Consider the following 23,484-nt stretch of genomic DNA (forward strand, 5'->3'; position numbering starts at 1 on the left):
ACCCGGTTTTGAGAGCGTATTTGTCCATTTTAAATAATGTTTTTTGTTACTATATTTTTCATAAAAATAGTTTTTTTATATATAAAACAATATCTTAAAAACCATTTATAGAAACTTTCGAGGCCCAAAAGGAGTTTTCGGGATAGACATTAAGCGTTATTATTCGCGCGCTTTTAGAACCGGCTGTCCGGCAAGTCCGCCGCACTCCCGGAAAGACACAACAAAAAGACCGTTTGGAATCGAAAGATTATGACGAAATCAACCAAACCGCAGGCTTCTCTGGTTAATCCCTTTGATAACACCAAAGAAGTGGAATTCAGCGTTCCCGGCCAGGCTTCCTACGTGCCCGGCCTGTACGAAGAAAACCTGAAGCAAGGCTATGAACTGATCCAGCGCCCCCGCAAGGCAGCAGGTGTTCCGGCTATTGAGCGTCAACACGCCAAGAACCGTATGACCATCTGGGAACGTCTCGCCTTCCTCACCGATGAAGATCCACAGGTACTCTACCAGAACTGGGGTAAAAACCTGGACGGCGCTTCCATCGTGACTGCCATCGTCAAAATCAACGGCCGCGATGTTGCCGTGTACGGCCACGATTTCACCGTGCGCGCCGGCTCCATGGACGCCACCAACGGTGCCAAGCTGGCCCGTCTGTTCCAACTGGCCGGCAAGCGTCGCATCCCGCTGGTGGGCATGAACGACTCTGCCGGTGCCTTTGTACCTGCCGGCGTGGGTGGTCTGGACGGCTACGCGGAAGCCTTTACCGCGCTGCGCAAGATCAGCGGTGTGGTGCCTTCTATTATGTGCATGTTCGGCTTTAACGCCGGTGGTGGTTCCTACCTGCCACGCCAGGGCTCTTTCCTGATCCAGCCTAACGAAACCTTCTTCGGCCTCACCGGCCCTGGTGTGGTCAAGTCCGTACTGGGTGAAGACGTGACCCCGGACGAGCTGGGTGGCCCCGGTGTACACAGCCAGTCCGGTGTAACCGACTTTGTGGTACCCGACGAAGTGGCGGCCCTGCGCAAGGTGAAATCCCTGCTCAACTACCTGCCCAACAACAACGCCGAGCTGGCGCCTTTCCAGCCCACCTCTGACCCGGTCGACCGCAAGACCTGGGATGTGGACATCCTGCTGAAGAAAGCCTTCAACTCCCCAAGTGGTTTCAACACCCCGCTGGATGTGAGCATCATCATCCAGCAGATCTGTGACCACGGCGACTTCATGGAGATCCAGCCGGACCGCGCCCGCAACACCGTGTGCGCCCTGGGCCGCATGGGCGGCAACGTGGTTGGCTTTGTGGCCAACAACTCCGCGGTGGCTTCCGGCCAGATCGATATCGACGCGGCACTGAAAAACGCCCGCTTTATCCGCTTCTGTAACCTGTACAACATCCCCATGATCTTCATGGAAGACACCACCGGCTTCCTGCCCGGTCGTGAGCAGGAAGCGGGCGGTATCGTGCAGGCTGGTCGCGCCATGCTGGATGCCATCATCGACCTGCGCACCCCGCGCTTCCTGGTGATTATCCGCAACGCCTTCGGCGGCGCCTACGCCTCCTACAACAACTACCCTACCGGTGCCGACTTTGTCTGCGCCCTGCCCTCTACCCGCGCTGCGGTAATGGGCCCTGCCGGTGTGGAGTTCGTTTATAAGGATGAAGTCAAAGCCATCCGCGCTGAAGTGAAGAAGCGTCTGGCTGCCGGTGAAGCCGAAGCTGAAGTACTGGCCTGGCAAGCGGCTCAGGACAAAGCCCTGAAAGACCGTTACGAAGCCGAACTGATGAACCCCAACGAGGCCCTGAGCCTGGGCTCTATTTCTCAAATTGTTATGCCTTCCGACCTGCGCGATGTGCTTTGCAAGCAGATGGACTTCCATCTGAGCCACTACACACCTGAGCCATTCGCCGGTCCACAGCGCGAATTCCACTGATCGTCAGTGAATGGATTGCGCCATCAGGCAAACGACAAACGAATTTAAAGAGGCCAGAGCCGTGACACAGAGCAACACCAACTACCTGAACAACCCTCTGATCCACAAGGATCGTAAGCTGGGCAATTCCGACAGCGAGTGGGTCCGCAGCTTCGATTGCACCGGGATGCGTCCACTGATCATCTGTCGTGGTCCGATCCGTAAGGAAGCCATGGACGTGTTCGCCGAGATGGGCATTGAGCACTTCGGTATCCTGCTGTCGGAAAAAGACTCCATTACCTACCAGAACGCCCTGGCGCCGGAACTGCGCAGCCTGACCGATCCCGCCCACATCCATCGCGTACCCGACTACACCGGTGCCGATAAAGAAGAGCGTGCGGTTCGCATCAAGCAGATCGTCAACATCGCCAAAACCAACGGCTACAACTCCATCTTCGCCGGCTACGGTTTCATGTCCGAAGACGCCGAGATGGTTGAAGCCATGGAAGAAGCCGGCCTCAACTTTATCGGCCCCTGCTCCTTCACCCAGAAAGCCGCCGGCATGAAAGACCAGGCCAAGCGCACAGCGCTGGAGACCGGCGTATCCGTGACTCCTGGTGTCAACAACGCCACCAGCCTCGCCCTGTTTGCAAAGTACGGCCAGGACGGTCTGGAGAAGTGTGCTGCCGACAACAACCTGAGCGTTAACTTCGGCGCTTGCCGCGACGTTGAAGAACAGGCCCTGGCCCTGCTGCAGGCCTCCTACGACGCCGGCATCGATATCATCGACGCCAACGACATCGGTGCCGCGCTGCAGGTTGAAGCCAAGCGCATGCTGACCGAGAAGCCCAACAACCGCTTCCGCCTGAAAGCCATCGCCGGTGGCGGTGGTAAGGGCCAGCGTATCCTGCAGTCCGCCAACTCCTACGAAGGCGCGACTCTGGAAGAGAAAGTCGAGAAAGCCGCTGCCAACGTGCCATCCCTGGTGCGTGAGTGTCTGGTGGAGCTGAAAACCAACGGTGTGGGCGACAACAAGAACGTTCTCATCGAGATGAACATCGACACCACCCGTCACCAGGAGATCCAGGTGGTGGGTAACGGCCACTGGTGCATGACCATGGGCGGTCGTGACTGCTCCCTGCAGATGCACGAGCAGAAGCTGCTGGAAGTCTCTGTTACCGAAGAAGAGCTGAAAGACGCTATCGCCGTAGCCGAAGCCGCCGGCAAGACAGCCGAAGCCGAGCAGCTGAAGAAAGACCTGCTGATCCTTGAGAAGATGGAGCACGAAGGTGCAGTCTTCGGTGAAGCCGTGAAGCTGGACTCCGTCGGTACCTTTGAGTGTATCGTGGATGGTGAGTCCCACTACTTCATGGAGATGAACACCCGTATCCAGGTAGAGCACCGTGTTACCGAGCTGTGCTACAAGCTGAAGTTCACCAACCCCGAGAACCCCAGCGATTACTTTATCGCCGAGTCCCTGGTTGAGGTAATGGTACTGATCGCGGCCCACGGCGCCAAACTGCCCAAGCCCGAGCGTATCCTGCGCAGCAAGGCCTCCGTGGAAGCGCGTATGAACGCTACCAACCAGGCGCTGCAGCCACACGCCGGCGGTATCATTGAGAACTGGTCCAACGCCGTGGAAGGCGAGATCCGTGACGACCAGGGCATCAGCATGCACAACCCGGACACCGACGTGTTCATGAAGTACCACCTGGCCGGTGCCTACGACTCCAACATCGCCCTGCTGCTGACCGTGGGCGGTGATCGCACCAACACCTACGAAGCCATGGCGGAAGTACTGCGCGTCACCGAACTGCGCGGCAAGGACCTGGCCACCAACCTGGAGTTCCACTACGGTCTGGTGAACTGGTTCCTGGGCAACGGCATCAACGCCCGTCCCACTACCCGCTTTATCGTGCCCTACCTGACCGCTGTGGGCCTGCTGAAGCAGGAAGCCAACAACCTGGACGTCGACTATGCCTACAGCCAGGTGTGCGCCAAGCTGCTGGCCGGCTGTGAAGATGCCGACCAGAAAGCGGCGCTGAACACCGTGCTGGCCCGCAAGCACCTGCTGATGACCCGTCCGGTAGAGAAGTTGCTGGCAGAGCCACACCTGCTGGCCGGCTGGCTGAGCATCAACAAGCCCGCCTACTGCATGGAAGGTGGCAAACTGACCTGGCACCAGAACCCGGTTCGTATCCTGGCCGATACCTACCACTTCCTGAACATGGACTACTGCGAGAGCAAGGCCGCGGCGGAGATGATCTGGGAGCACGACGACCAGATCCTGCAGCAGGCACTGGCCTTCTACGATGCACTGGAAGCCAAGCTGGGCACCAGCGACTTCGACCAGCTGAACGAACTGCTGGCAGGCGCTGCACCGGCTGGCATCGAAGCTGACCAGTGGGCTGCCGCCCAAGCCGCTCACCTGGGCTACCAGGCCGGCAGCGAGATTCTCGGCGTATTGCCTTACATCGGCTACCGCACTGACTTCTTCGACCTGCAGGTGAACGACGACCTGACCATCACTATCCCGGAGCGTCTCACCGAAGAAGCCCTGCAGAAAGCCATGGCCAAGGTACTGGTACCACCACCGGTGGCCAAGTCCGATGAGATCCTGGCGGCCAGCGGCGGTATGTACTACTCCTGTGAAGCGCCCGGCATGCCTCCGTTTGTTGAGGAAGGCAGCCACTTCAACGCCGGTGAGCCGCTGTACATCGTCGAAGTGATGAAGATGTTCAACAAGGTCATCGCGCCCTTCTCCGGTACCATCGACAAGATCCTGGTGGAAGGTGACGGCACCATCATCAAGAAGGGCCAGCCCATCTTCAAGATCACTCCGGATGAAGTGGTTGTGGTGGAAACCGAGCAAGAGATCAGCGCGCGCCGCAAGGCCGAGACCGATGTATTCCTGTCTCAACTGACCTACAACGCCTGATTGGGAGACGTACCATGATTGTTGCACTGGACCACATTGCCATTGCGGTGCCTGACCTGGAGAAGGCCATCAAGCGCTTTATGGAAGACTTCGGCCTGACCTACGAAGGCACCGAAGACGTACCGGCGGCGAAAACCAGCACGGCGTTCTTCCCGCTGCCGGCGACCAGCATCGAGCTGGTCCACCCGCTTAACGGTGAAGGCCCGATTGCCGGTTACCTGGAGAAGAAAGGTGGCGGTATGCACCACCTCTGCTTCCGCAGCGACGACATCGAAGCCGATGTGGCACGTCTGAAGGAGAAGGGCTATCAGTTCCTGTCTGAAGCCCCCACCATTGGCGCCCACAACTGCAAGGTGATCTTTATCCACCCGAAATCCTGTGACGGTGTGCTGATTGAGCTCAACCAGCCACAGGACGATCACCACTAAGACCAGGGTTGCGTAACCCGTTTACCAACCCCGAGAACCCGGGCTGCCAGGCAGTCCGGGTTAAGTATTTCTGGAGTGGATCGTTTACTATCCAAACGATCCGAACCTGACTCAAGGAAAGCGGTTACCGACTCCGGCAACCGTATTATTAAAAGACACGAGAGTAATCTTTATGTCCGATAACAAACCAACAGTCGCCGACTGGGAAGCACTGGCCACCAAGCAGATGAAAGGCAAAACCCCTGCCGATCTGACCTGGAACACTCCTGAAGGCATCGACATCAAGCCGCTGTACACCAAGGCTGATACCGAGAATCTGGAATTCGCCGACACCCTGCCCGGCTTCGCCCCTTACGTGCGCGGCCCGCAGACCACCATGTACGCCGGTCGTCCATGGACCATCCGTCAGTACGCTGGCTTCTCTACCGCCGAAGAGTCCAACGCCTTCTACCGCAAGAACCTGAAAGCCGGTGCCCAGGGTGTATCCGTGGCCTTCGACCTGGCCACCCACCGCGGTTACGACTCCGACCACCCGCGCGTTTCCGGTGACGTGGGTAAAGCCGGTGTAGCCATCGACTCCGTGGAAGACATGAAGATCCTGTTCGACGAGATCCCTCTCGACAAGGTGTCTGTTTCCATGACCATGAACGGCGCCGTACTGCCGATCCTGGCCAACTACATCATCGCTGCGGAAGAGCAAGGCGTGAGCCAGGACCAGCTGGCCGGTACCATTCAGAACGACATTCTGAAAGAGTTCATGGTGCGCAACACCTACATCTACCCGCCTGCGCCTTCCATGAAGATCATCGGCGACATCATTGCTTACACTTCCGAGCACATGCCGAAGTTCAACAGCATCTCCATTTCCGGCTACCACATTCAGGAAGCCGGTGCCGATGCCGCACTGGAACTGGCCTACACCCTGTCCGACGGTCGTGAGTATGTGCGCACCGCACTGGCTGCCGGCCTGGACGTGGACGCCTTCGCCGGTCGTCTGTCGTTCTTCTGGGGCATCTCCATGAACTTCTACATGGAGATCGCCAAGCTGCGCGCCGGTCGCCTGCTGTGGACCCGCATCATGAGCGAGTTCAATCCGAAGAATCCAAAGTCTTCCATGCTGCGCACCCACTCCCAGACTTCCGGCTGGTCACTGACTGAGCAGGATCCGTACAACAACGTGATCCGTACCACCATCGAAGCGATGGCGGCGGTATTCGGTGGCACCCAGTCCCTGCACACCAACGCGCTGGACGAAGCCGTGGCCCTGCCCACCGAGTTCTCTGCCCGTATCGCCCGTAACACCCAGATCATCATCCAGGAAGAGACCGGTATCTGTTCCGTGGTGGATCCATGGGGCGGCTCTTACATGATGGAGACCCTGACCCAGCAGATCGCCGACAAGGCGTGGGAACTGATCGAAGAGATCGAGCAAAACGGCGGCATGGCCAAGGCCATCGAAGCCGGCCTGCCGAAACTGCGTATCGAAGAGTCTGCTGCCAAGAAGCAGGCCCGTATCGACCGCGGCGAAGACGTGATCGTGGGTGTAAACAAGTACATCCTCGAGAAAGAGGACGATCTGGACATCCTCGAGGTGGACAACGTACGTGTGCGTGAGTCCCAGATCGCCCGTCTGGACAAGATCAAGGCGTCCCGTGACAACGCCGCCGTGGCTGAAGCCCTGGCTGCCATCACCGCCTCCGCCAAGTCCGGCCAGGGCAACCTGCTGGACCTGGCCGTGAAAGCTGCCCGCCTGCGCGCCACTGTCGGTGAAATCTCCGACGCCATGGAAGCCGAGTTCGGTCGCTACAATGCCCAGGCCCGCACCATCTCCGGTGTCTACGGTGCCCCTTACGAAGACGACGCTGACTGGCAGGCCATCAAGGCTGACATCGAAGCGTTCGAAGCCGACAACGGCCGTCGCCCGCGTATGCTGGTGTGCAAAATGGGCCAGGACGGTCACGACCGCGGCGCCAAGGTCATCGCTACCGCGTTTGCCGACGTGGGCTTCGATATCGACCTGTCTCCCATGTTCTCCACCCCGGAAGAAGTGGCCAAGCAGGCGATTGAGAACGACGTACACGTAGTGGGCGTTTCCTCCCAGGCCGCCGGTCACAAGACCCTGGTACCTGAGCTGATCGCCGAGCTGAAAAAGCAAGGCGCTGACGACATCATCGTTGTTGCCGGTGGCGTAATCCCGAAACAGGATTACGATTACCTGTACGAGGCTGGTGTTAAGGGTATCTTCGGTCCCGGCACCAAGATCCCTGTCTCTGCCCGCAAGGTGCTGGACGAAGTACGCAAGGCCAGTGCCTGATAGCAGCGGCGGTAAAAGTCTGAACCGTCATTGCGAGGAGCGCTTTTGTGACGAAGCAATCCATGTCTTGCACAGTGTGCCAGGCATGGGTCGCCACGCTACACTGCGTTGCGCTCGCGACGACGAGAGACTTTAAACCCGCACACCCAAGCGCCCCCTTCTGGGGGCGTTTTTTTACCCGTTCATTGAAGCAAAGACTGAAAAACTTATGGCATCAATCGATCTGGAACTTCTCCGCGCAGGCAATCGCCGGGCCCTGGCCAAGGCGATCACACTGGTGGAGAGCAAGCTGGAAAAACATCGCGCTGAAGCGCAGGACGTGCTGGAAGAGATCCTGCCGGAGAGCGGCAAGAGCATTCGCATTGGCATCAGCGGGATTCCCGGAGTGGGAAAATCCACCTTTATCGAAGCCTTTGGCCAGCACCTCATCCGTCAGGGCAAGAAGGTAGCGGTACTGGCGGTGGACCCCTCCTCGCCTGTACGCGGTGGCAGTATCCTGGGGGATAAAACCCGTATGGAGCTACTGTCGCGGGAAGAGAACGCCTTTATCCGCCCCTCCCCCTCTGAAGGCGCCCTGGGTGGCGTCGCCCAGAAAACCCGTGAAACCATGCTGCTGTGTGAGGCCGCCGGTTACGACGTTATCCTGGTGGAGACGGTCGGTGTGGGTCAGTCCGAGTATGAAGTGGCCGGCATGGTGGACTTCTTCCTGGTGCTGATGATCCCCAACGCCGGCGACGAGCTGCAGGGCATCAAGCGCGGCATCATGGAGCTGGCAGACGCCCTGGTGATCAACAAGGCCGACGGCGAGAGTATCAACCTGGCCCAGCGCACCCGCCAGCACTACCAGAACGCCTTCCACCTGGTGAAACACGGCAGTTTCTGGAATCCCCGGGTCGAGACCTGTTCCGCCCAGGAGAACAAGGGCATCGACGATATCTGGCAGATGATCTGCGAGTACGAGCAGCTGGCGCTGGAGCACAACGCCTTCTTCGCCAAACGCGCCCGCCAGAACACCGAGTGGATGAAAAAGCTGATTCACGAAATGCTGGAGCTGCGCCTGCGCCAGAACCCGGAAGTGAGGCAGCGCATGCCGCAACTGCAGTCCGGTGTGATCAACAACACCACCACCCCGTACAACGCCGCCAAGCAGATTGTCGACCTGCTGTAAGCAGCGGGCGGTCAATTAGCGTTCACAGGGCCTAGAGTTAGTGCCGTTTTGTGGGCATAATTGCCGCCCTGTCAACCGAACCGATTGCAGAATGCCAAGAAAGTATTTCAAGCGCTGGTTACCGGATCCTGCCGATTTTCGCAATCGGCCGGCGCTGGCATTCATGAGCAACCTGCTGCATGACCCCAACCTGTTCCACCTGAACCGGCACTCGGTCTCTGTCGCCTTCCTGATCGGCCTGTTTATCGCCTTCCTGCCCATCCCCGGACAGATGCCCCTGGCAGCCCTGTTTGCCTTCTGGCTACGCTGCAATATGCCACTGGCCGTAGCGCTGGTGTGGATCTCCAACCCGCTCACCATGCCACCGCTCTTCTACGCCACCTACGAGCTGGGACGCTGGCTGCTGGGCAGCCCCAAGATGGCTTTTACCATTGAACTCTCCTGGGAGTGGCTCAACACCGAATTTACCCGCCTGTGGGAACCGCTGCTGGTGGGCAGCGTACTGACCGGTGTGGTGATGGGCACACTGGGCTATGTCAGCATCCAGCTGTTCTGGCGCTGGCATGTGGTGCGCAGCTGGGAGCGGCGCAAACTGCGTCGGGAACAGGCCCGGCACCGCAGCAACGGCTGATTATCGCCTACCAGCGCAGACGCAAATTCTCCCCGATTTCCTCCCGCAGTCCTTCCGGCACACCGGCACGCCCGGCGTACGACCACCACTCGCTGACCACCTCCACTGTGCGGGTGATGATATCCGCCGCCTCACGGGAGAAGTTGGAAATAGCCCCGGCCACCGCCAGCAGATCGCTGCGTTGAAAATCTTCCCGCTTGCCATTGAGTGACAACTGGTGACTGTTAACCCAGGGCGAGCCCGGCTTGTAGCTGTAGGCTACATCAAAGGCCGGCGCCAGCCGCCAGCTGGCCCCCGGACTGTCGAGCAGAAAGCCGAAGTTCTTGCTGTGATCATCGTGATTGCGGGCCACCACGTTGAACACCATGCGACGAAAAATCTCCACGGCGTCCTGTCGCGGCAGGCGCAGGCGCCGGGCGGTAGCCAGCAGCGCCTCATAGCTGTAGGTTCCGGGGCGCTTGTAATCAGCATGATCCATGGCACAGAGGGAGACATAGTGCAGCTTGCGGTTGCCGACGCGATCGAAACGGCGGGTCATAAAGTGCGCCCGGCCACCCTCTTCCAGCAGTTCACTGTAGGCCATCTGCAAACCGGCATCACGGGCCATCAGGTAGTAGGCGTACTCCATACGGCCAAAACCCTGCGGATCGCCAAACACTTCGCTGTCACGCCGGTGCTCCTCCACACCGTCGAATTTCAGCAGGTAATGCTCAAAACCCGCTGGCGCATCCAGCTGCCCGGAGCGGATCTCGGTGCGCTCTTCATTGATGGCGATAAGCGCCTTGGCACGAGCCCCGCCAGCGGAGGTTCCTACCTGGAACAGCGCCGACAGGTTATCGTTTTCCGGCAGGGAGACCCCCAGCCGGGAGCGCTCATCCAGGACCCGTTGCGCCATGGCCACCAGCGAACCCAACTCCAGCTCCTGCTCTGCATCCTGCGGCGGACGCAGGGCCGGTGCATACTCCAGCGCCCCCATACCCCGGGTGCCGGTGTAGAGCAGGCGCTCCAGCGGAGAAAAATCCGCCGGCGAGCGCCCCTGCCGTACCAGCCAGGCATCGATCACGGCATTGCCGAAGGCGTCGGGCAGGGTATCGGCAAACACCGGCGGTAGACCGTGGTAAGTCTCCGGGTTGAGGCCCGCATACTGAAACTTGCCACGTCGCGCCGGCATGTGCAGCGGCGCGATTTCAATGCCGCTCTCCAGCCAGCGCGGGTCGTACTCAAACAGCCCGGTTCGCTGCCGCGGATCAAACACCAGTGCCCCAACCCGCTCGCCCCACAGCAATATTTCCGCCAGATTCTGCATTACCAGTCCAGGGCCTCCCCGCCGGTTTCACCCTCATCTTGCTGGCCAGCCGCCGATGCCTGTGGCCGGGCGCGCTGGCGCTGCTTGCCCTGCATCTCCAGCAGAGCCATGGGACTAAAGCCCACTTCGGGGATAAAACTCTCCAACAGTGGCAGACAATCCAGCGCCCGCAGCACGCCCACCATATTGACGAACTTGCCCTCCCCCCGCGCCAGCTTGCCGTAGCTGACCCGTGAAATGCCCACCGCGTCAGCCACCTGCTGCTGGGTCAGGTTACGCTCCAGTCGCAACTGCTCGAGACGACGCCCGATTTCGGCAGCAATGGCCGAATCTGTCATGGCGGAAAAGTTCATCATTTTTACCCAGTGATTAAATTTCTAATCTTTAAGTAAATATTAGCAGATATGGATTGGTTTTCTTATCTTTATATATAAAGATAACTTAATTAATCACAATAACTAGAAATCCTTTTTATGAGTATATTTCTTATCACTAAAATATCATAATGGCCAATATGACCCGCTCAATACCGAATGACAGCCACGGGATTGCCACACCCCGGCACGCATCGGACAATAGTCCCGCGCCCCGGCCCAAACATCATCCCCGGACAAAGCGCAGTTACCCACCATCACACCCGGGAGAGCACCTTGCGCATTCTGCACGTGGAAGACTCGGCACAGCAGCAAGCAACTATGCGCAACTATCTGCGCAGCCTCTCCTGGCCACTGGAATATCACACCTGCAATAGCCTTGAGGCTATGCAGCAGCTGTGGGCAAGAGACCCCAATTTCGATCTGGTGGTGGCCAGCCTGGGCCTGCTGGAGAGCGGACACAATCCGCTCCTGCCAGAACTGGCACCGACCCCGGTGGTTGTGATTACCCGCTATAACGATGAATCCCTCGAGCAGGAACTGCTGCAGTCCGGAGCGCTGGATGTGATCGCCACCCCGGAACTTTCCCCCGCCACACTGAAACGCCTGCTGCGCTACCTGCAAGAGCGTCGCCAGCTGCAGGAACAGCTGCAACGCGCCCGCGATGCCGGCCTGGATCCGATCACCGGCCTGCACACCGGTAACCACGCACAACGGGAGCTGGAGCGCCTGATAGAGGGCAGCCAGCGTCATGGTGCCCGGTTCTCACTGGCCCTGCTCGCCCCCCGGGGCGATTTGCTGCCACTGGTCAACGCCCTGCAATACAGCCTGCGCAAAGGTGATCTGGGCGCACGGCTGGATAATGACCGGTTGTTGCTGCTGTTTCCCAATACAGTGGCTGAGGCTGCCGTACAGTGCCTCAGGCGCACGCAGGAGCAATTGGCAGCCATCTCGCCGGAAGGTAAATTTCTGGCCGCTCTCGGCGACTACAACGAGGGCAGCGCAGAGGCGTGCCTGCAGCAACTGGAGGAACAGCTGGGGAGAGGCGAAATGGGGAGAGGCGAAATGGGGAGTGACGGAATCCTTGTTAACGGCCAACCCCGGTAACAGGGGTCTGGAGGGCGGCGCAGACACGGGAATCGAACGACCCGGGTACAAGCCAGGCTGGTCGGGGTTACACGGAGAGTGCTTATCGGGCCGGCCGAGGCGCAGCCACTAAACCAGGTTCAATCTCACTCCCAGGTCAGGAAGCCGGGCTCGCCTTTGCCTTCCACAAGCCCGAGGCGAGCCCTGGAGGCAGACGCTGCCTCTACGGCAGCCGCAAGACGCTGCGCCTTGTATTCCAGATACTCCCGCGCCGCCTGTTCCGCCAGGGTCGCCTGCAGCCAGGGGTCAGCAAACTCGATAAAACGAGCCATCTTCCGCACCAGGGTCTCCCGCAACTGTTGCGCCAGCGCCGGATCCAGCTGCAGCAGCCGCTGGAAGTCCAGCTGGTAGAGCTGCAGGCAGGCGATGTCCTTGGTGTAATGGAGTCCTTTCAGGGTGGCCAGCTTCACCACCGGCAGCAGCGGATTGGCGGCGTGACAGTCCAGCAGTGGCTCATTGCGGTAGTCAAAAGGGGTGAAGGTACCTGTGTCGGCGTTGAAGTGAGCCAGCTCCGGCATATCACCCTCGCGAGCCGGATCGAAATAGAGATAGAGGTCACCCGTCTGCAGCAGTTGCTCGGGAATACGGAAACTGACACCACGCTTGGCGGTCACCCGCGGCAGGCAGCGCTCGTGGTGGGTATCGGCAAGGCGGAACTCCACAAGAAGACGGTCAGAGGACCCTGTGTGAATCGCGAAACCGCGCTCCAGCACCATGCAAAAGAGCCGGAACTGCTCCTCCTGTGTTTTGTGCGGAACAATGTCGGGGTGCTCACCCCTGTCATATCCCCACATAGCCTCACCCCACCTCGCCCGCGTACCGGCGCGAAAACCCTTCTTCAATCCGACCTCGCACCCTGACCAGGGAGGGCCGGCAACCCAAGGGCCACATTATGCAACGGGGCTTGGCCATACCCAAGGCGGATGGCGCTGCAGCCGCGACTATTGGCATACTATTCCACCGACTTTACACAACCGGACCAGAAGCTGCGTTACAGGCAGACATTCCAGCCACGGCGACGCGGTATACAATGGCGAACAACCACGCTCCGTCCACGCCCGATCCCTGCATTGAAGGCCACACATGACCACCGAAACTATCCTGCCCGCAGCACCCGCCCATCTCTGGCGCCATTTCTATCGATTCACCCAAACCCCCCGCCCCTCCAAACACGAGCAGGCGATTTGTGACTACATCATCCGTGAGGCAGAAGCCTGCGGCTGCCGGTATCAGCGGGACAGTTTCGGCAATCTCGTGATCCGGGTGCCTGGCTCCCCGGGCCTGGAAACCCGCCCCAGCCTGATCATCCAGAATCATGTGGATATGGTGACCGTAAAAGCGGATGACAAGGAACACGACTTCTTTTGTGACCCGTTGACACTGCAGATTGAGGATGACTGGCTGCTGGCCGACCGCACCACCCTGGGTGCCGATAACGGGGTCGGCTGTGCTGCCGCCCTGGCCCTGATGACAGACCCGGAAGTACAACACCCGCCGCTGGAGCTGCTGTTTACCCTGGACGAAGAGACCGGACTGGGCGGAGCCCTGAATCTGGATGGCAGCCTGCTGTCAGGAAGACGTATGCTGAACCTGGACACCGAGGACTGGGGGGAGCTCTACATTGGCTGTGCCGGTGGCCGCGACTGGCACCTGCAGCGGGACCTGCAAGGGGAAGAGACCCCGGCGGGAATGACCGGACTGCAACTCTCCCTCAGCGGGCTGGCCGGAGGTCACTCCGGTATCCAGATCCACCAGCAACTGGGCAACGCCATCAAACTGCTGGCACAGTGGCTCTACCGTGCCGAAGCGCTGGGGGTTCGCCTCTGCAGTTTCGAGGGAGGCTCCGCCCACAACGTCATCCCCCGCTCAGCCCACCTGCTGGTTGGCTGCCCGCCCGGGTCCGTAGCGGCGCTGGAGCAGTTGAGCGAGGCGCTGCGCCAGGAGTGGCTGAACTGGCTACCGGCGGCAGACAACGGCCTGCAGCTGCAGCTGACCCCCTGCGACGCGCCGGCAACGGTGCTCGACCTTGCCGGGCAACGCCTGGTACGCCAGTGCCTGCTGGCACTGCCACACGGCGCGCAGGCCTATAACGAGCAGCACCCGGCTGACCTGGTGGACCTGAGCATTAACCTGGCGGTGGTACGGGTCTCGGCGCAAGCGCTGTTTGTGGAGACCAGCCTGCGCTACTTCAATGCCGACCAGGCCAAAGCACTGGCAGAGAGTCTGCTATCGACGGCCGACACCTTTGGCCTGAGCGCCACCGAAGCCATCTCCTACCCGGGCTGGCAACCGGACTTCGACAGCGAACTGCTGGCCCTGGCCAGGACCCTCTACCGCGACAACTTTGGTGAGGAGCCCGCCACCAAGGCCATCCACGCCGGGCTGGAGTGCGGCATCCTGCTGGACAAACTGCCCGGCACACAAGCGGTCTCCTTCGGGCCTACCATTCGCGGCGCCCACTCACCGCGGGAGCGATTACAGATCTCCACCATCCAGCCCTTCTGGGACTACCTGTGCAAGCTGGTGGCAAGCCTGTGAGAAGTGTCCGCGGCAGCGGTCACTACAGCAGCTGAAAGTCGTCCGCATCGAGCCAGGCGGGAAAACGCTGGCGGTAGTTGCGCAGTGCCTCAGCACTGAGGAGCGTGGTAAACAGCCCCTCCTCCGCCCCGGCATCGATCTGTAAGGCACCCTGGGCATCCACCACCAGGCTGTCGCCACTGTAGGCCAGGCCATTGCCGTCCACGCCGACGCGGTTGACACCGATCACGCAGGCCTGGTTTTCGATAGCGCGGGCGATCAGTAACTGTCGCCAATGGTAGGATCTTGCCGCCGGCCAGTTGGCCACAAAGATCTGCAGGTCGAAATCGTCGCGGTTGCGACACCAGACGGGAAAACGCAGGTCGTAGCAGACCAGCGGACAGATACGCCACCCCTTCCACTCCACCAGCAGTTTGTCACTACCGGCCTGATAGCGCTTATGCTCGCCACCCATGCGGAACAGGTGGCGTTTGTCGTAGCAGTGATGCCCGCCATCCGGGGTCACCCACTGCATGCGGTTGACCGGTGGCAGCTCGCCCTGCGGATCAATATCCACGGCGTAGCTGCCGCATATTGCAGCGCCCGTATCCGCGGCCAGCTCCCCCATCCACGCCAGCGTCGGTCCGTCGGCGGCCTCCGCCACCTCCTTGACGTTCATGCTGAAGCCGGCGGTGAACATCTCCGGCAGCACTACCAGGTCCGCAGGCTGACGCAGCTGATGCTCGCGGATGCGCTGCGCCAGCAGGCTACGGTTGGCATCCGGCTGCTGCCAGAGGGAGTCCGGCTGCACAATGGTGACCCGCAGGTCGTTGAGAGGCTGGGTAATGACAGGAGACTCAGGCATAGGGATCCCCGTGAAGGCGCAAACAGGGACGCATCCAGCTGCGCCCCCGGCTTTTTTTGGGTAAGGAGTTTAGTGCAAAGGGTCTTACGCTACCGCGTTGACGTCAATGACCTGCGGGCGTCAACCGATCACATCGACACTGTTCAGCATCTTATCCACCAGCGCGTACCCGCTCTGGTCACCATAGTCCGCCGCATCCCGCAGCCGGTGCGCCGCCACCGCCGGCAGCACGCGCTGCACATCCTCCGGCAGCACATGCTGACGCCCCTGCAACAGGGTCCAGGCTTTGGCGCAGCGCAGCAACGCCAGCGCACCGCGGGTGGAGAGGCCGTAGGCAAAATCGGAGTGATTGCGGGTGTAGGCCACCAGCCGTTGCACATAACCCAACAGGGCATCGCTGGCTTGCACCCGCTCCACCTGCTGCTGAATCGCCGCCAGCTGGGACAGGCTCAACCGCTGTTGCAATTCTGCCATGCGTCGTTCCGGATCAATGCCCTTGAGGATCTGCAACTCGGCTTCCGGATTGGGGTAACCCAGCTCGATGCGCATCAGGAAGCGATCCAGTTGCGACTCGGGCAGCGGGAAGGTGCCGGACTGGCTGGTGGGGTTTTGTGTGGCAATGACGAAAAACGGTTCCGGCAACTTGCGGGTGTCACCATCGATAGTGACCTGATACTCCGCCATCGCCTCCAGCAGCGCACTCTGGGTTTTGGGCGTGGTGCGATTGATCTCATCCGCCAGCAACAGCTGGGTAAACACCGGCCCCGGATGAAAACAGAAACGACTGCTGTCACGCTCAAACACGGACACACCGAGGATGTCAGATGGCAGCAGGTCGCTGGTGAACTGCACCCGCTTGTAGTCCAGCCCCAGTACCTGCGCCAGGGCGTGGGCCAGTGTGGTTTTGCCCATACCGGGCAGGTCTTCCAGCAACAGGTGACCACGGGCAAACAGGCAGGTCAGGGCCAGCCGGATCTGCTCTTCCTTGCCCAGCAACACGCTGGCGACGTCAGCCACCAGTGACTGGATCAGTTTGTCGAACGCTACTGCCACAGGCCTGTTTCCGTCCCCGCTTACAACAATGCCAGGCCGCGCTGCAGGTCAGCCTGCAGGTCGGCCACATCTTCCAGCCCCACGGAGACACGGATCAGGTTCTCGGTAATGCCGGCCTGGGCCTTCTCTTCAGCGGACAGGCGGCCATGGGTGGTGGTCGCCGGGTGCACGATGGTGGTTTTGGCATCGCCGAGGTTGGCAGTCAGGGACATGATGCGGGTGGCATCAATCACCTTCCAGGCCTCTTCCCTTCCACCGCGCACACAGAACGACAGTACGCCGCCAAAACCTCGCTGCTGCTGTGCTGCCAGCTCATGCCCGGGGTGATCCGGCAGGCCGGCGTAGTAGACCTTTTCCACTTGCGGCTGCTGTTGCAGCCACCGGGCCAGCTGCAGGGCATTACTGCTGTGGGCGTCCATACGCAGGCGCAGGGTTTCCAGTCCCTTGAGGAATACCCAGGCATTGAACGGGCTCATGGTGGGACCCGCGGTGCGCAGGAAGACAATAACCTCGTCGATATAGACCTTGTCACCCACCACCACGCCACCCACACAGCGGCCCTGGCCGTCCAGGTACTTGGTGGCAGAATGCACAACGATATCGGCACCCAGCTCCAGCGGCTTCTGCAATGCCGGGGTACAGAAACAGTTATCCACCACCAGCAGGCAACCTTTCGCCCTGGCGATCGCCGACAGCGCGCGCAGGTCCACCACTTCGCACAACGGGTTCGAGGGCGTCTCCAGGAACAGCAGTTTGGTGTTGGGCTTGATGGCACCCTCCCACTCCGCCAGGTCGGTGGCGGTCACGAAGCTGACCTCAACCCCGAACTTTTTCATATAGCGGTTAAACAGTGCCGTCGTGGTACCAAACACGGCGCGGGAGCAGACCACATGATCACCGGATTGCAGCTGCGTCATGCAGACAGCGAGAATCGCCGCCATGCCCGATGAGGTGGCCGCAGCCGCCTCCGCACCTTCCAGTGCCGCAATCCGATCCTGGAACATACGCACGGTTGGATTGGTATAACGGGAGTAGACGTTGCCCGGATCTTCACCACTGAAGCGCGCCGCTGCCGCTGCCGCGGACTCAAACACGTAGCTGGAGGTGGTGTAGATGGGTTCACTATGCTCGCCTTCGGCAGAACGGGTCTGCCCCGCCCTCACCGCCAGCGTATCAATACCGGCGTGCAACAGTGGATCATCGTCGAAGTGGTTCATAAAACGTCTCTGGGTGATTTCAGATTTCAGCAGAGGGCAAGTCTGCCAACAATAGCTCGCCGGTGGAAGCCCAAATCCAAAACCGTGAGCCGGAAAAGCCCAAACAAAAACGGCAGCCTCCCGGCTGCCGTCTCGCGTTGCGCTTGCCGCCCCAACCTGTCCGGAGCAGCCAGGGAATTTACATAACCGACTGGGAGTCGTCGTCGTTGTGCAAACCCACCACCGCGTTAGCGCCGCGATCGGTCTCGCGCTTTGACTTGGAACTGTCGTTGCGCGCCTCGTCGAGTCGACGGAGATAAGCATCGTCCACATCGCGGGTGACGTATTCGCCGGTAAACACCGAGCAATCGAAGTGCGTGACCTTGTCGTTACCTTCCGCCGAGGCGGCAATCAGGTCCTCGAGATCCTGATAGATAAGCCAGTCCGCACCGATGGCTGCGCACACCTCTTCATCGGTACGATCGTGGGCGATCAACTCCTTGGCGCTGGGCATGTCGATGCCGTAGACGTTGGGGTATTTCACCGCCGGTGCAGCCGACGCAAAGTAGACCTTGTTGGCGCCGGCCTCGCGGGCCATCTGGATGATCTGCTGGCAAGTGGTGCCACGCACGATGGAGTCATCCACCAGCATCACATTCTTGCCTTCAAATTCCAGGCGAATGGCGTTCAGCTTCTGGCGTACCGATTTCTTGCGCTGCTGCTGGCCGGGCATGATAAAGGTACGGCCGATGTAACGGTTTTTCACCAGACCTTCGCGGAACTTGACCCCCAGCGCCTGCGCCAGCGCCTGACCGGCAACACGGCTGCTGTCGGGGATTGGCACCACCACATCGATATCGTGATTGGGGTTCTCGCGCAGAATCTTGGCAGCCAGTCGCTCACCCTGGCGCAGACGCGACTTATAGACCGAGATGCCATCCATAATGGAGTCGGGACGGGCAAAGTAGACGTGCTCAAAAATACAGGGGCTCAGCTCCGGCGCTTCGGCGCACTGCTTGGTAAACAGCTCACCCTGACTGGAGATGAATACCGCTTCGCCTGGCTGAACGTCGCGAATCAGATTGTAGCCCAGCACATCCAGCGCCACGCTCTCGGAGGCTACCATGTACTCGGTACCACGATCGGTATCGCGCTTGCCGAATACCAGCGGGCGGATACCGTGGGGATCGCGGAAGGCCACCAGACCGTAATCCGCCACCAACGATACACAGGCGTAACCACCGCGCACACGACGGTGCACCTTGGTGATGGCGGTAAAGAAATCGTCCGCTTCCGGCTTCAGCTTGCCAATTTTCAACAGCTCCTGGGCAAACACGTTGAGCAGCACTTCGGAATCGGAGTCGGTATTGATGTGGCGCAGGTCAGTGCGGTAGATCTCTTCACTGATGTCGGCGGTGTTGGTGAGGTTGCCGTTGTGCGCCAGTGCGATGCCATAAGGTGAGTTCACATAAAATGGCTGCGCCAGTGCCGGGCCGGAGCTGCCTGCGGTGGGATAACGCACATGGCCAATACCGGTGTGACCGATCAGGCGCTGCATGTGACGGGTGCGAAACACATCCTTCACCAGCCCATTGGCTTTTTGCTGGGCGATGCGGCCATTGTGGCATGTCAGGATACCTGCGGCGTCCTGTCCACGGTGCTGCAACATGGTCAGCGCATCGTAGAGCTGCAAATTGACGTCACTCTTACCGACAATACCTACAATGCCACACATGTTGCAGTTACCTCACCTTAGCTTCAGTTGCACGCTTACAGATTAGAACAGGGCGAGAAATTTCGCCGATATGAGGCTTCCTGCCTCTCTGGCCCAGTCTTCCATAGCCAGAAAATGGGGAATAATCATGGACTGATGCCACCAGGCATCCCGATCGATGGGTACCACGGTGGGCAACAGTATCAGTATTGCCAGTACCACTACCGCCCCTCTGGCGAGACCAAATACCATGCCAAACAGACGATCCGTACCGGACAGCCCGGTGAGCCGTATCAGCTCACCCAGCAGGTAATTCACCATGGCCCCCACCACCAGAGTGGCAGCGAATAACACACCGAAAGAGATCATTTCACGAATGGAGGGGGTGGGTACCGACTTTTCCAGCAGCGAACCCAACGCCTCATGAAAGGTCATGGCGACCGCGAAAGCCGCGACCCAGCAGACCAGTGATAATGCCTCTTTTACAAACCCCCGCTTCAGGCCGATCAGGCTGGAAACGATCAGTATGGCAACGATTGTCCAATCTGCCCAATTCATACCATGACACTTTCTAGGGGGGGTAACTGGTTAGAGGTCGGCATTCTAACAAAGGCAGGGGTTAATAACCTATACCCAAAGGCCCGATTCAGGGCATAAATGTCACAACCAGTGTTTCTGTCTTCAGTTCAGCGTCCAGCTTCGACTTCAGCCGATAGGCCTGATCACGGCTGATTTTGGGGCCCACAAACACACGGGTCAGGGTTCCCTGACTGGTGCTGGCGCTGCGGGTAAAGGCCGGATACTCCTTTGCCAGCAGCTGGTCGCGCATGGCATCTGCCCTGGCTGGCGTATTGAAACTGGCCACCTGTACCGCCCAGGCATTGGGTACACCGCGCTTATCCAGCACTTCCCGCTCCTGGCTTCCGGCGGTTTTGGCAGTCTCTGCCGCAGCCTTCTCAGCGGTTGCCGGCGCCTTGTTGCTGCCCGCTTTCACCGCAGCCTTTTCCGGTTCAGCCTGTGCTACCGTCTCTTCTGACTCCTCCGGCAGCAATTCATACATGGAATCAGCCGGTTTGACCGGAGGAATCTCCGGCCTGTCCTCCGGAGCCGCCACCACCACCGGCTCAATCACTGGCGCAGGTGGTATCTGGCTGGTCTGATCCACCACCAGGCGGGACTCCCGCTCAAACAGCACCGGCACAAACAAGACCGCTACGGCCAACAATACCGTGGCCCCTACCAGCCTCTGCTTTAAACCATCATCCACCCGAAACTCCTGTTTTTCTCTGTTGCAGTCACTGCTGTTGCCGTTGCTGCTGTTTTTACTGTAATCCAGCCCTGCTTACCCGTAGTGCCGCGCTAGCCAGACTTACCGCAGTGCTCCAGTGTGGCCGCCACGGTAAAGAACGAGCCCATCACCAGAATCAGGTCATCCGGGGCCGCCACCCGTACCGCCTCTTCCAGGGCTTGCGCCACCGTCGGGAAAGCGGTCACTTGCGTACGCTCCTGCAGCTCCAGCAGGTCAGCCTGCAGTTGCTGGCGGCTCGCCGAGCGGGGCATCTCCGGGATTTCACTGACAAACCAGGATTGCACCTGCCCCAGCAACGGTTGTAACACCCCCGTCCTGTCCTTGTCGGCCATCATCGCCACCACACAGTGGATCGCCGCTGCCGACTCCTGGCGCAGACGCTTTGCCAGCAGTTCGGCGGCCGCCGGGTTATGGGCCACATCCAGCAGCAACTGCCGCTGCTCCCACTGCACGCGTTGCCCGCGCCCGGTAAGAGCGAGCTGTTGCAGCACCGGCGCAACCGGCTCCGGCAGAGCATACCCTAACAGCACAAAGGCTTGCATGGCGGCCGCCACACTACCCAACGGCAGGCCCGGCAGCGGTAGCTCCCGCTCCTGCAGCAATCTGCCATCAGCACTCATTCCCTGCCAATGCCAATGACACTCATCCGCTGACACCCGCGCATTGAGGGAGAGGCCCATTGGCACCCAGTAGGCGCCGATATCGTGGGCGTAGTCCCCCACCGAAGCCGGCGCCTGCTCATCGGCGCAGATGGCCCATTTCAGCGGCCGGAACACGCCGGCCTTCTCGTAACCAATGGTACTGAGGTCGCTGCCCAGCCAATCCATGTGATCCAGGGCAATGGAGGTGACCACCGCCACGTCCGCATCAATGATATTCACTGCGTCCAGGCGCCCACCCAGCCCCACTTCCAGCAACATTACCTCCACAGCCTCGCGCTGCATCAGCTCCAGCGCCGCGAGGGCACCGAACTCGAAGTAGGTCAGCGAGGTTTCTCCCCGCGCCTCGTCAATACGGGCAAAGGCATCACACAACTGCTGATCACTGACTTCGCGACCGTTAATGCGAATGCGCTCGTTGTAGCGCAAAAAATGTGGCGAGGTGAAAGCCCCGACGGTGACACCGGAGGCCAGACAGAGCGCCTCCAGCGTGGCCACACAGGAGCCCTTGCCGTTGGTTCCCGCCACCGTTACCACCCTGGCTTTTGGTTGCAGCAACTGCAGTCGCTCAGCCACCGTACGCACGCGCTCCAGGCCCAATTCAATCGCCGAGGGGTGCAGAGCTTCCTGCCAGTGTAACCACTCTGACAGAGTGTTAAATCTCATACCTGCCTTCTCCGGGAGGTTTGCGCGGTTGCTCACAGTCCCCGCCGGTTAGCGGGCGGGAGACAGGGACAAAAAAAGCCCCTCAGGGGGGCTTTATTCACAACCGCTGGTCATTGGTTCATGTTCTCTGAGCTGCTGCCCCGTTGCCACAGTCGGGCAATCCGGGGCCTGCCTCAAGCAGCCGGGCGCTGGCAAAATTTTGACAGCAGCCCGGCGACCCGATCACGCATTTCGCTGCGATGGATAATCATATCGATCGCACCGTGCTCGAGCAAAAACTCCGCCCTCTGAAAGCCCTTGGGCAATTTCTGGCGAATGGTCTGCTCGATAATATTAGGGCCGGCAAAGCCCGCCCGGGCACCCGGTTCGGAGGCGTTAATATCCCCCAGCAAGGCCAGGCTGGCGGACACACCGCCGTACACCGGATCGGTCATGATGGAGATGTAGGGAGTGCCCTGCAATTTGAGGCGTTCGAGAATCGCACTGGTTTTGGCCATCTGCATCAGCGAGATCAGGGCCTCCTGCATACGTGCACCGCCGGTCGCAGAGAAGCAGACCAGGGGAATATCCTCCTCCAGCGCCACCTGGGCCGCGCGGGTAAACTTCTCCCCGACAGCGTAGCCCATGGAGCCGCCGTGAAAGGCAAACTCGAAAGCCACGGCCACCACCGGTGCACCATTGAGTGTACCGCGCATGGCAATCAGCGCATCTTTCTCGCCGGTGGCCTTCTGCGCCTCACTCAGGCGCTCCCGGTATTTTTTGATGTCCTTGAACTTGAGACGATCCACCGGTAACACATCGGTGCCGAGCTCCTCACGGTCACCTTCGTCGAGAAAGATGTCCAGTCGGCGGCGGGCACCAATACGCATATGGTGATCGCATTTCGGGCACACATCGAGGTTGCGCTCCAGTTCGGGCCGGTAGAGGACCGCTGCGCATTTGGCGCACTTTTTCCACAGACCTTCCGGCACCTTGTTCTGGCGCTCGGTCTTTTTGGAGCGCGTCGAGCGCACTACGTTGGGTACAATCTTATCGATCCAGCTCATTGCCACTCCTCCCGTTTGATCCCTGCAGATACAGAGTTTCCGGACTCGTGCTCCCGGGTGGGCGGGCGATAACCTGCAAGGTCACACCCTGCCCATCCCATACCTCTGGCAGTAAGCCTGGCAAGCCCTGTTGCAGAAGCCTGCAAATCCTTTCGTGTTCGATAACCATGAAGCCCGGCGGCAATTACCGCCCCGGTGGGCTGCCGGCAGCCAATACCTGCAGCTGCAGCAAACCCGCCGGCGTCA

The 23,484-nt window shown here is 60.0% G+C and carries 19 protein-coding genes; 8 read left to right on the forward strand and 11 right to left on the reverse strand.

The genetic code is table 11. From position 1 onward, the window contains the following. Window positions 1-249: 249 nt before the first annotated feature. The 6 genes from GSF27_RS04980 (at window position 250) to GSF27_RS05005 (ending at window position 9,387) form a co-directional block, all read left to right on the forward strand. Window positions 250-1,929: an acyl-CoA carboxylase subunit beta gene (locus GSF27_RS04980; RefSeq protein WP_160966296.1), complete on the forward strand. Its 1,680-nt coding sequence runs from the start codon at window positions 250-252 to the stop codon at window positions 1,927-1,929. Window positions 1,930-1,990: 61 nt separating this feature from the next. Beyond that, window positions 1,991-4,846, forward strand: a complete 2,856-nt coding sequence (locus GSF27_RS04985; protein ID WP_370462563.1) for a biotin/lipoyl-containing protein — start codon at window positions 1,991-1,993, stop codon at window positions 4,844-4,846. A 14-nt stretch (window positions 4,847-4,860) separates the two neighbouring features. Further along, complete coding sequence (gene mce, locus GSF27_RS04990) at window positions 4,861-5,274, forward strand: methylmalonyl-CoA epimerase (RefSeq protein ID WP_160966300.1); 414 nt, start codon at window positions 4,861-4,863, stop codon at window positions 5,272-5,274. Between the two features lie 172 nt (window positions 5,275-5,446). Next, on the forward strand, window positions 5,447-7,588 hold the full coding sequence (scpA, locus tag GSF27_RS04995) for a methylmalonyl-CoA mutase (protein WP_160966302.1): 2,142 nt from the start codon (window positions 5,447-5,449) through the stop codon (window positions 7,586-7,588). Window positions 7,589-7,796: 208 nt separating this feature from the next. Beyond that, a complete protein-coding gene (meaB, locus tag GSF27_RS05000) occupies window positions 7,797-8,756 on the forward strand; it encodes a methylmalonyl Co-A mutase-associated GTPase MeaB (protein WP_160966304.1) in 960 nt (319 codons plus the stop codon). Window positions 8,757-8,847: 91 nt separating this feature from the next. Further along, window positions 8,848-9,387: a DUF2062 domain-containing protein gene (locus GSF27_RS05005; RefSeq protein WP_160966306.1), complete on the forward strand. Its 540-nt coding sequence runs from the start codon at window positions 8,848-8,850 to the stop codon at window positions 9,385-9,387. A gap of 7 nt (window positions 9,388-9,394) precedes the next feature. Here the strand turns inward: GSF27_RS05005 and GSF27_RS05010 are convergent, their stop codons facing one another. Beyond that, window positions 9,395-10,693, reverse strand: coding sequence for a type II toxin-antitoxin system HipA family toxin (locus GSF27_RS05010; protein ID WP_160966308.1), 1,299 nt, complete (start codon window positions 10,691-10,693; stop codon window positions 9,395-9,397). Continuing rightward, entirely contained in the window at window positions 10,693-11,031 is a 339-nt protein-coding gene (locus GSF27_RS05015; RefSeq protein ID WP_237457348.1) for a helix-turn-helix transcriptional regulator, read from the reverse strand. The genes GSF27_RS05010 and GSF27_RS05015 overlap by 1 nt, the downstream gene beginning before the upstream one ends. A gap of 312 nt (window positions 11,032-11,343) precedes the next feature. Between GSF27_RS05015 and GSF27_RS05020 the strand changes: the two genes are divergently transcribed. Then, a complete protein-coding gene (locus tag GSF27_RS05020; protein ID WP_160966310.1) occupies window positions 11,344-12,174 on the forward strand; it encodes a response regulator in 831 nt (276 codons plus the stop codon). A 125-nt stretch (window positions 12,175-12,299) separates the two neighbouring features. Here GSF27_RS05020 and GSF27_RS05025 read toward each other — a convergent pair whose 3' ends face one another. After that, entirely contained in the window at window positions 12,300-13,007 is a 708-nt protein-coding gene (locus GSF27_RS05025; RefSeq protein WP_160966312.1) for a hypothetical protein, read from the reverse strand. Between the two features lie 289 nt (window positions 13,008-13,296). On the opposite strand from GSF27_RS05025, the gene pepD reads away from it, so the two are divergent. Further along, window positions 13,297-14,751 carry a beta-Ala-His dipeptidase gene (pepD, locus tag GSF27_RS05030; protein ID WP_160966314.1) on the forward strand — a complete coding sequence of 485 codons (1,455 nt, stop codon included), beginning with the start codon at window positions 13,297-13,299 and terminating at the stop codon, window positions 14,749-14,751. Between the two features lie 22 nt (window positions 14,752-14,773). Here pepD and GSF27_RS05035 read toward each other — a convergent pair whose 3' ends face one another. The 8 genes from GSF27_RS05035 to accD form a co-directional block, all read right to left on the reverse strand. Then, the gene (locus tag GSF27_RS05035) at window positions 14,774-15,595 is read right to left on the reverse strand and encodes an amidohydrolase (RefSeq protein WP_160966316.1); all 822 of its coding nucleotides are present in this window, start codon (window positions 15,593-15,595) and stop codon (window positions 14,774-14,776) included. A 120-nt stretch (window positions 15,596-15,715) separates the two neighbouring features. Next, the gene (locus GSF27_RS05040) at window positions 15,716-16,648 is read right to left on the reverse strand and encodes an AAA family ATPase (protein WP_370462564.1); all 933 of its coding nucleotides are present in this window, start codon (window positions 16,646-16,648) and stop codon (window positions 15,716-15,718) included. Window positions 16,649-16,668: 20 nt separating this feature from the next. Continuing rightward, the gene (locus tag GSF27_RS05045; protein WP_160966318.1) at window positions 16,669-17,865 is read right to left on the reverse strand and encodes an O-succinylhomoserine sulfhydrylase; all 1,197 of its coding nucleotides are present in this window, start codon (window positions 17,863-17,865) and stop codon (window positions 16,669-16,671) included. Between the two features lie 178 nt (window positions 17,866-18,043). Next, complete coding sequence (gene purF, locus GSF27_RS05050) at window positions 18,044-19,579, reverse strand: amidophosphoribosyltransferase (protein ID WP_160966320.1); 1,536 nt, start codon at window positions 19,577-19,579, stop codon at window positions 18,044-18,046. Between the two features lie 42 nt (window positions 19,580-19,621). Continuing rightward, the gene (locus tag GSF27_RS05055; RefSeq protein WP_160966322.1) at window positions 19,622-20,116 is read right to left on the reverse strand and encodes a CvpA family protein; all 495 of its coding nucleotides are present in this window, start codon (window positions 20,114-20,116) and stop codon (window positions 19,622-19,624) included. 88 nt (window positions 20,117-20,204) lie between these two features. After that, window positions 20,205-20,825, reverse strand: coding sequence for an SPOR domain-containing protein (locus GSF27_RS17975; protein ID WP_160966324.1), 621 nt, complete (start codon window positions 20,823-20,825; stop codon window positions 20,205-20,207). A 92-nt stretch (window positions 20,826-20,917) separates the two neighbouring features. Continuing rightward, window positions 20,918-22,192, reverse strand: coding sequence for a bifunctional tetrahydrofolate synthase/dihydrofolate synthase (gene folC / locus GSF27_RS05065; RefSeq protein WP_160966326.1), 1,275 nt, complete (start codon window positions 22,190-22,192; stop codon window positions 20,918-20,920). 173 nt (window positions 22,193-22,365) lie between these two features. After that, on the reverse strand, window positions 22,366-23,238 hold the full coding sequence (gene accD, locus GSF27_RS05070; RefSeq protein ID WP_160966328.1) for an acetyl-CoA carboxylase, carboxyltransferase subunit beta: 873 nt from the start codon (window positions 23,236-23,238) through the stop codon (window positions 22,366-22,368). Window positions 23,239-23,484: the final 246 nt, after the last annotated feature.

Origin of the sequence: Pseudomaricurvus sp. HS19 (assembly GCF_009857815.1) — a bacterium.
Taxonomy (GTDB): Bacteria; Pseudomonadota; Gammaproteobacteria; order Pseudomonadales; family Cellvibrionaceae; genus Pseudomaricurvus.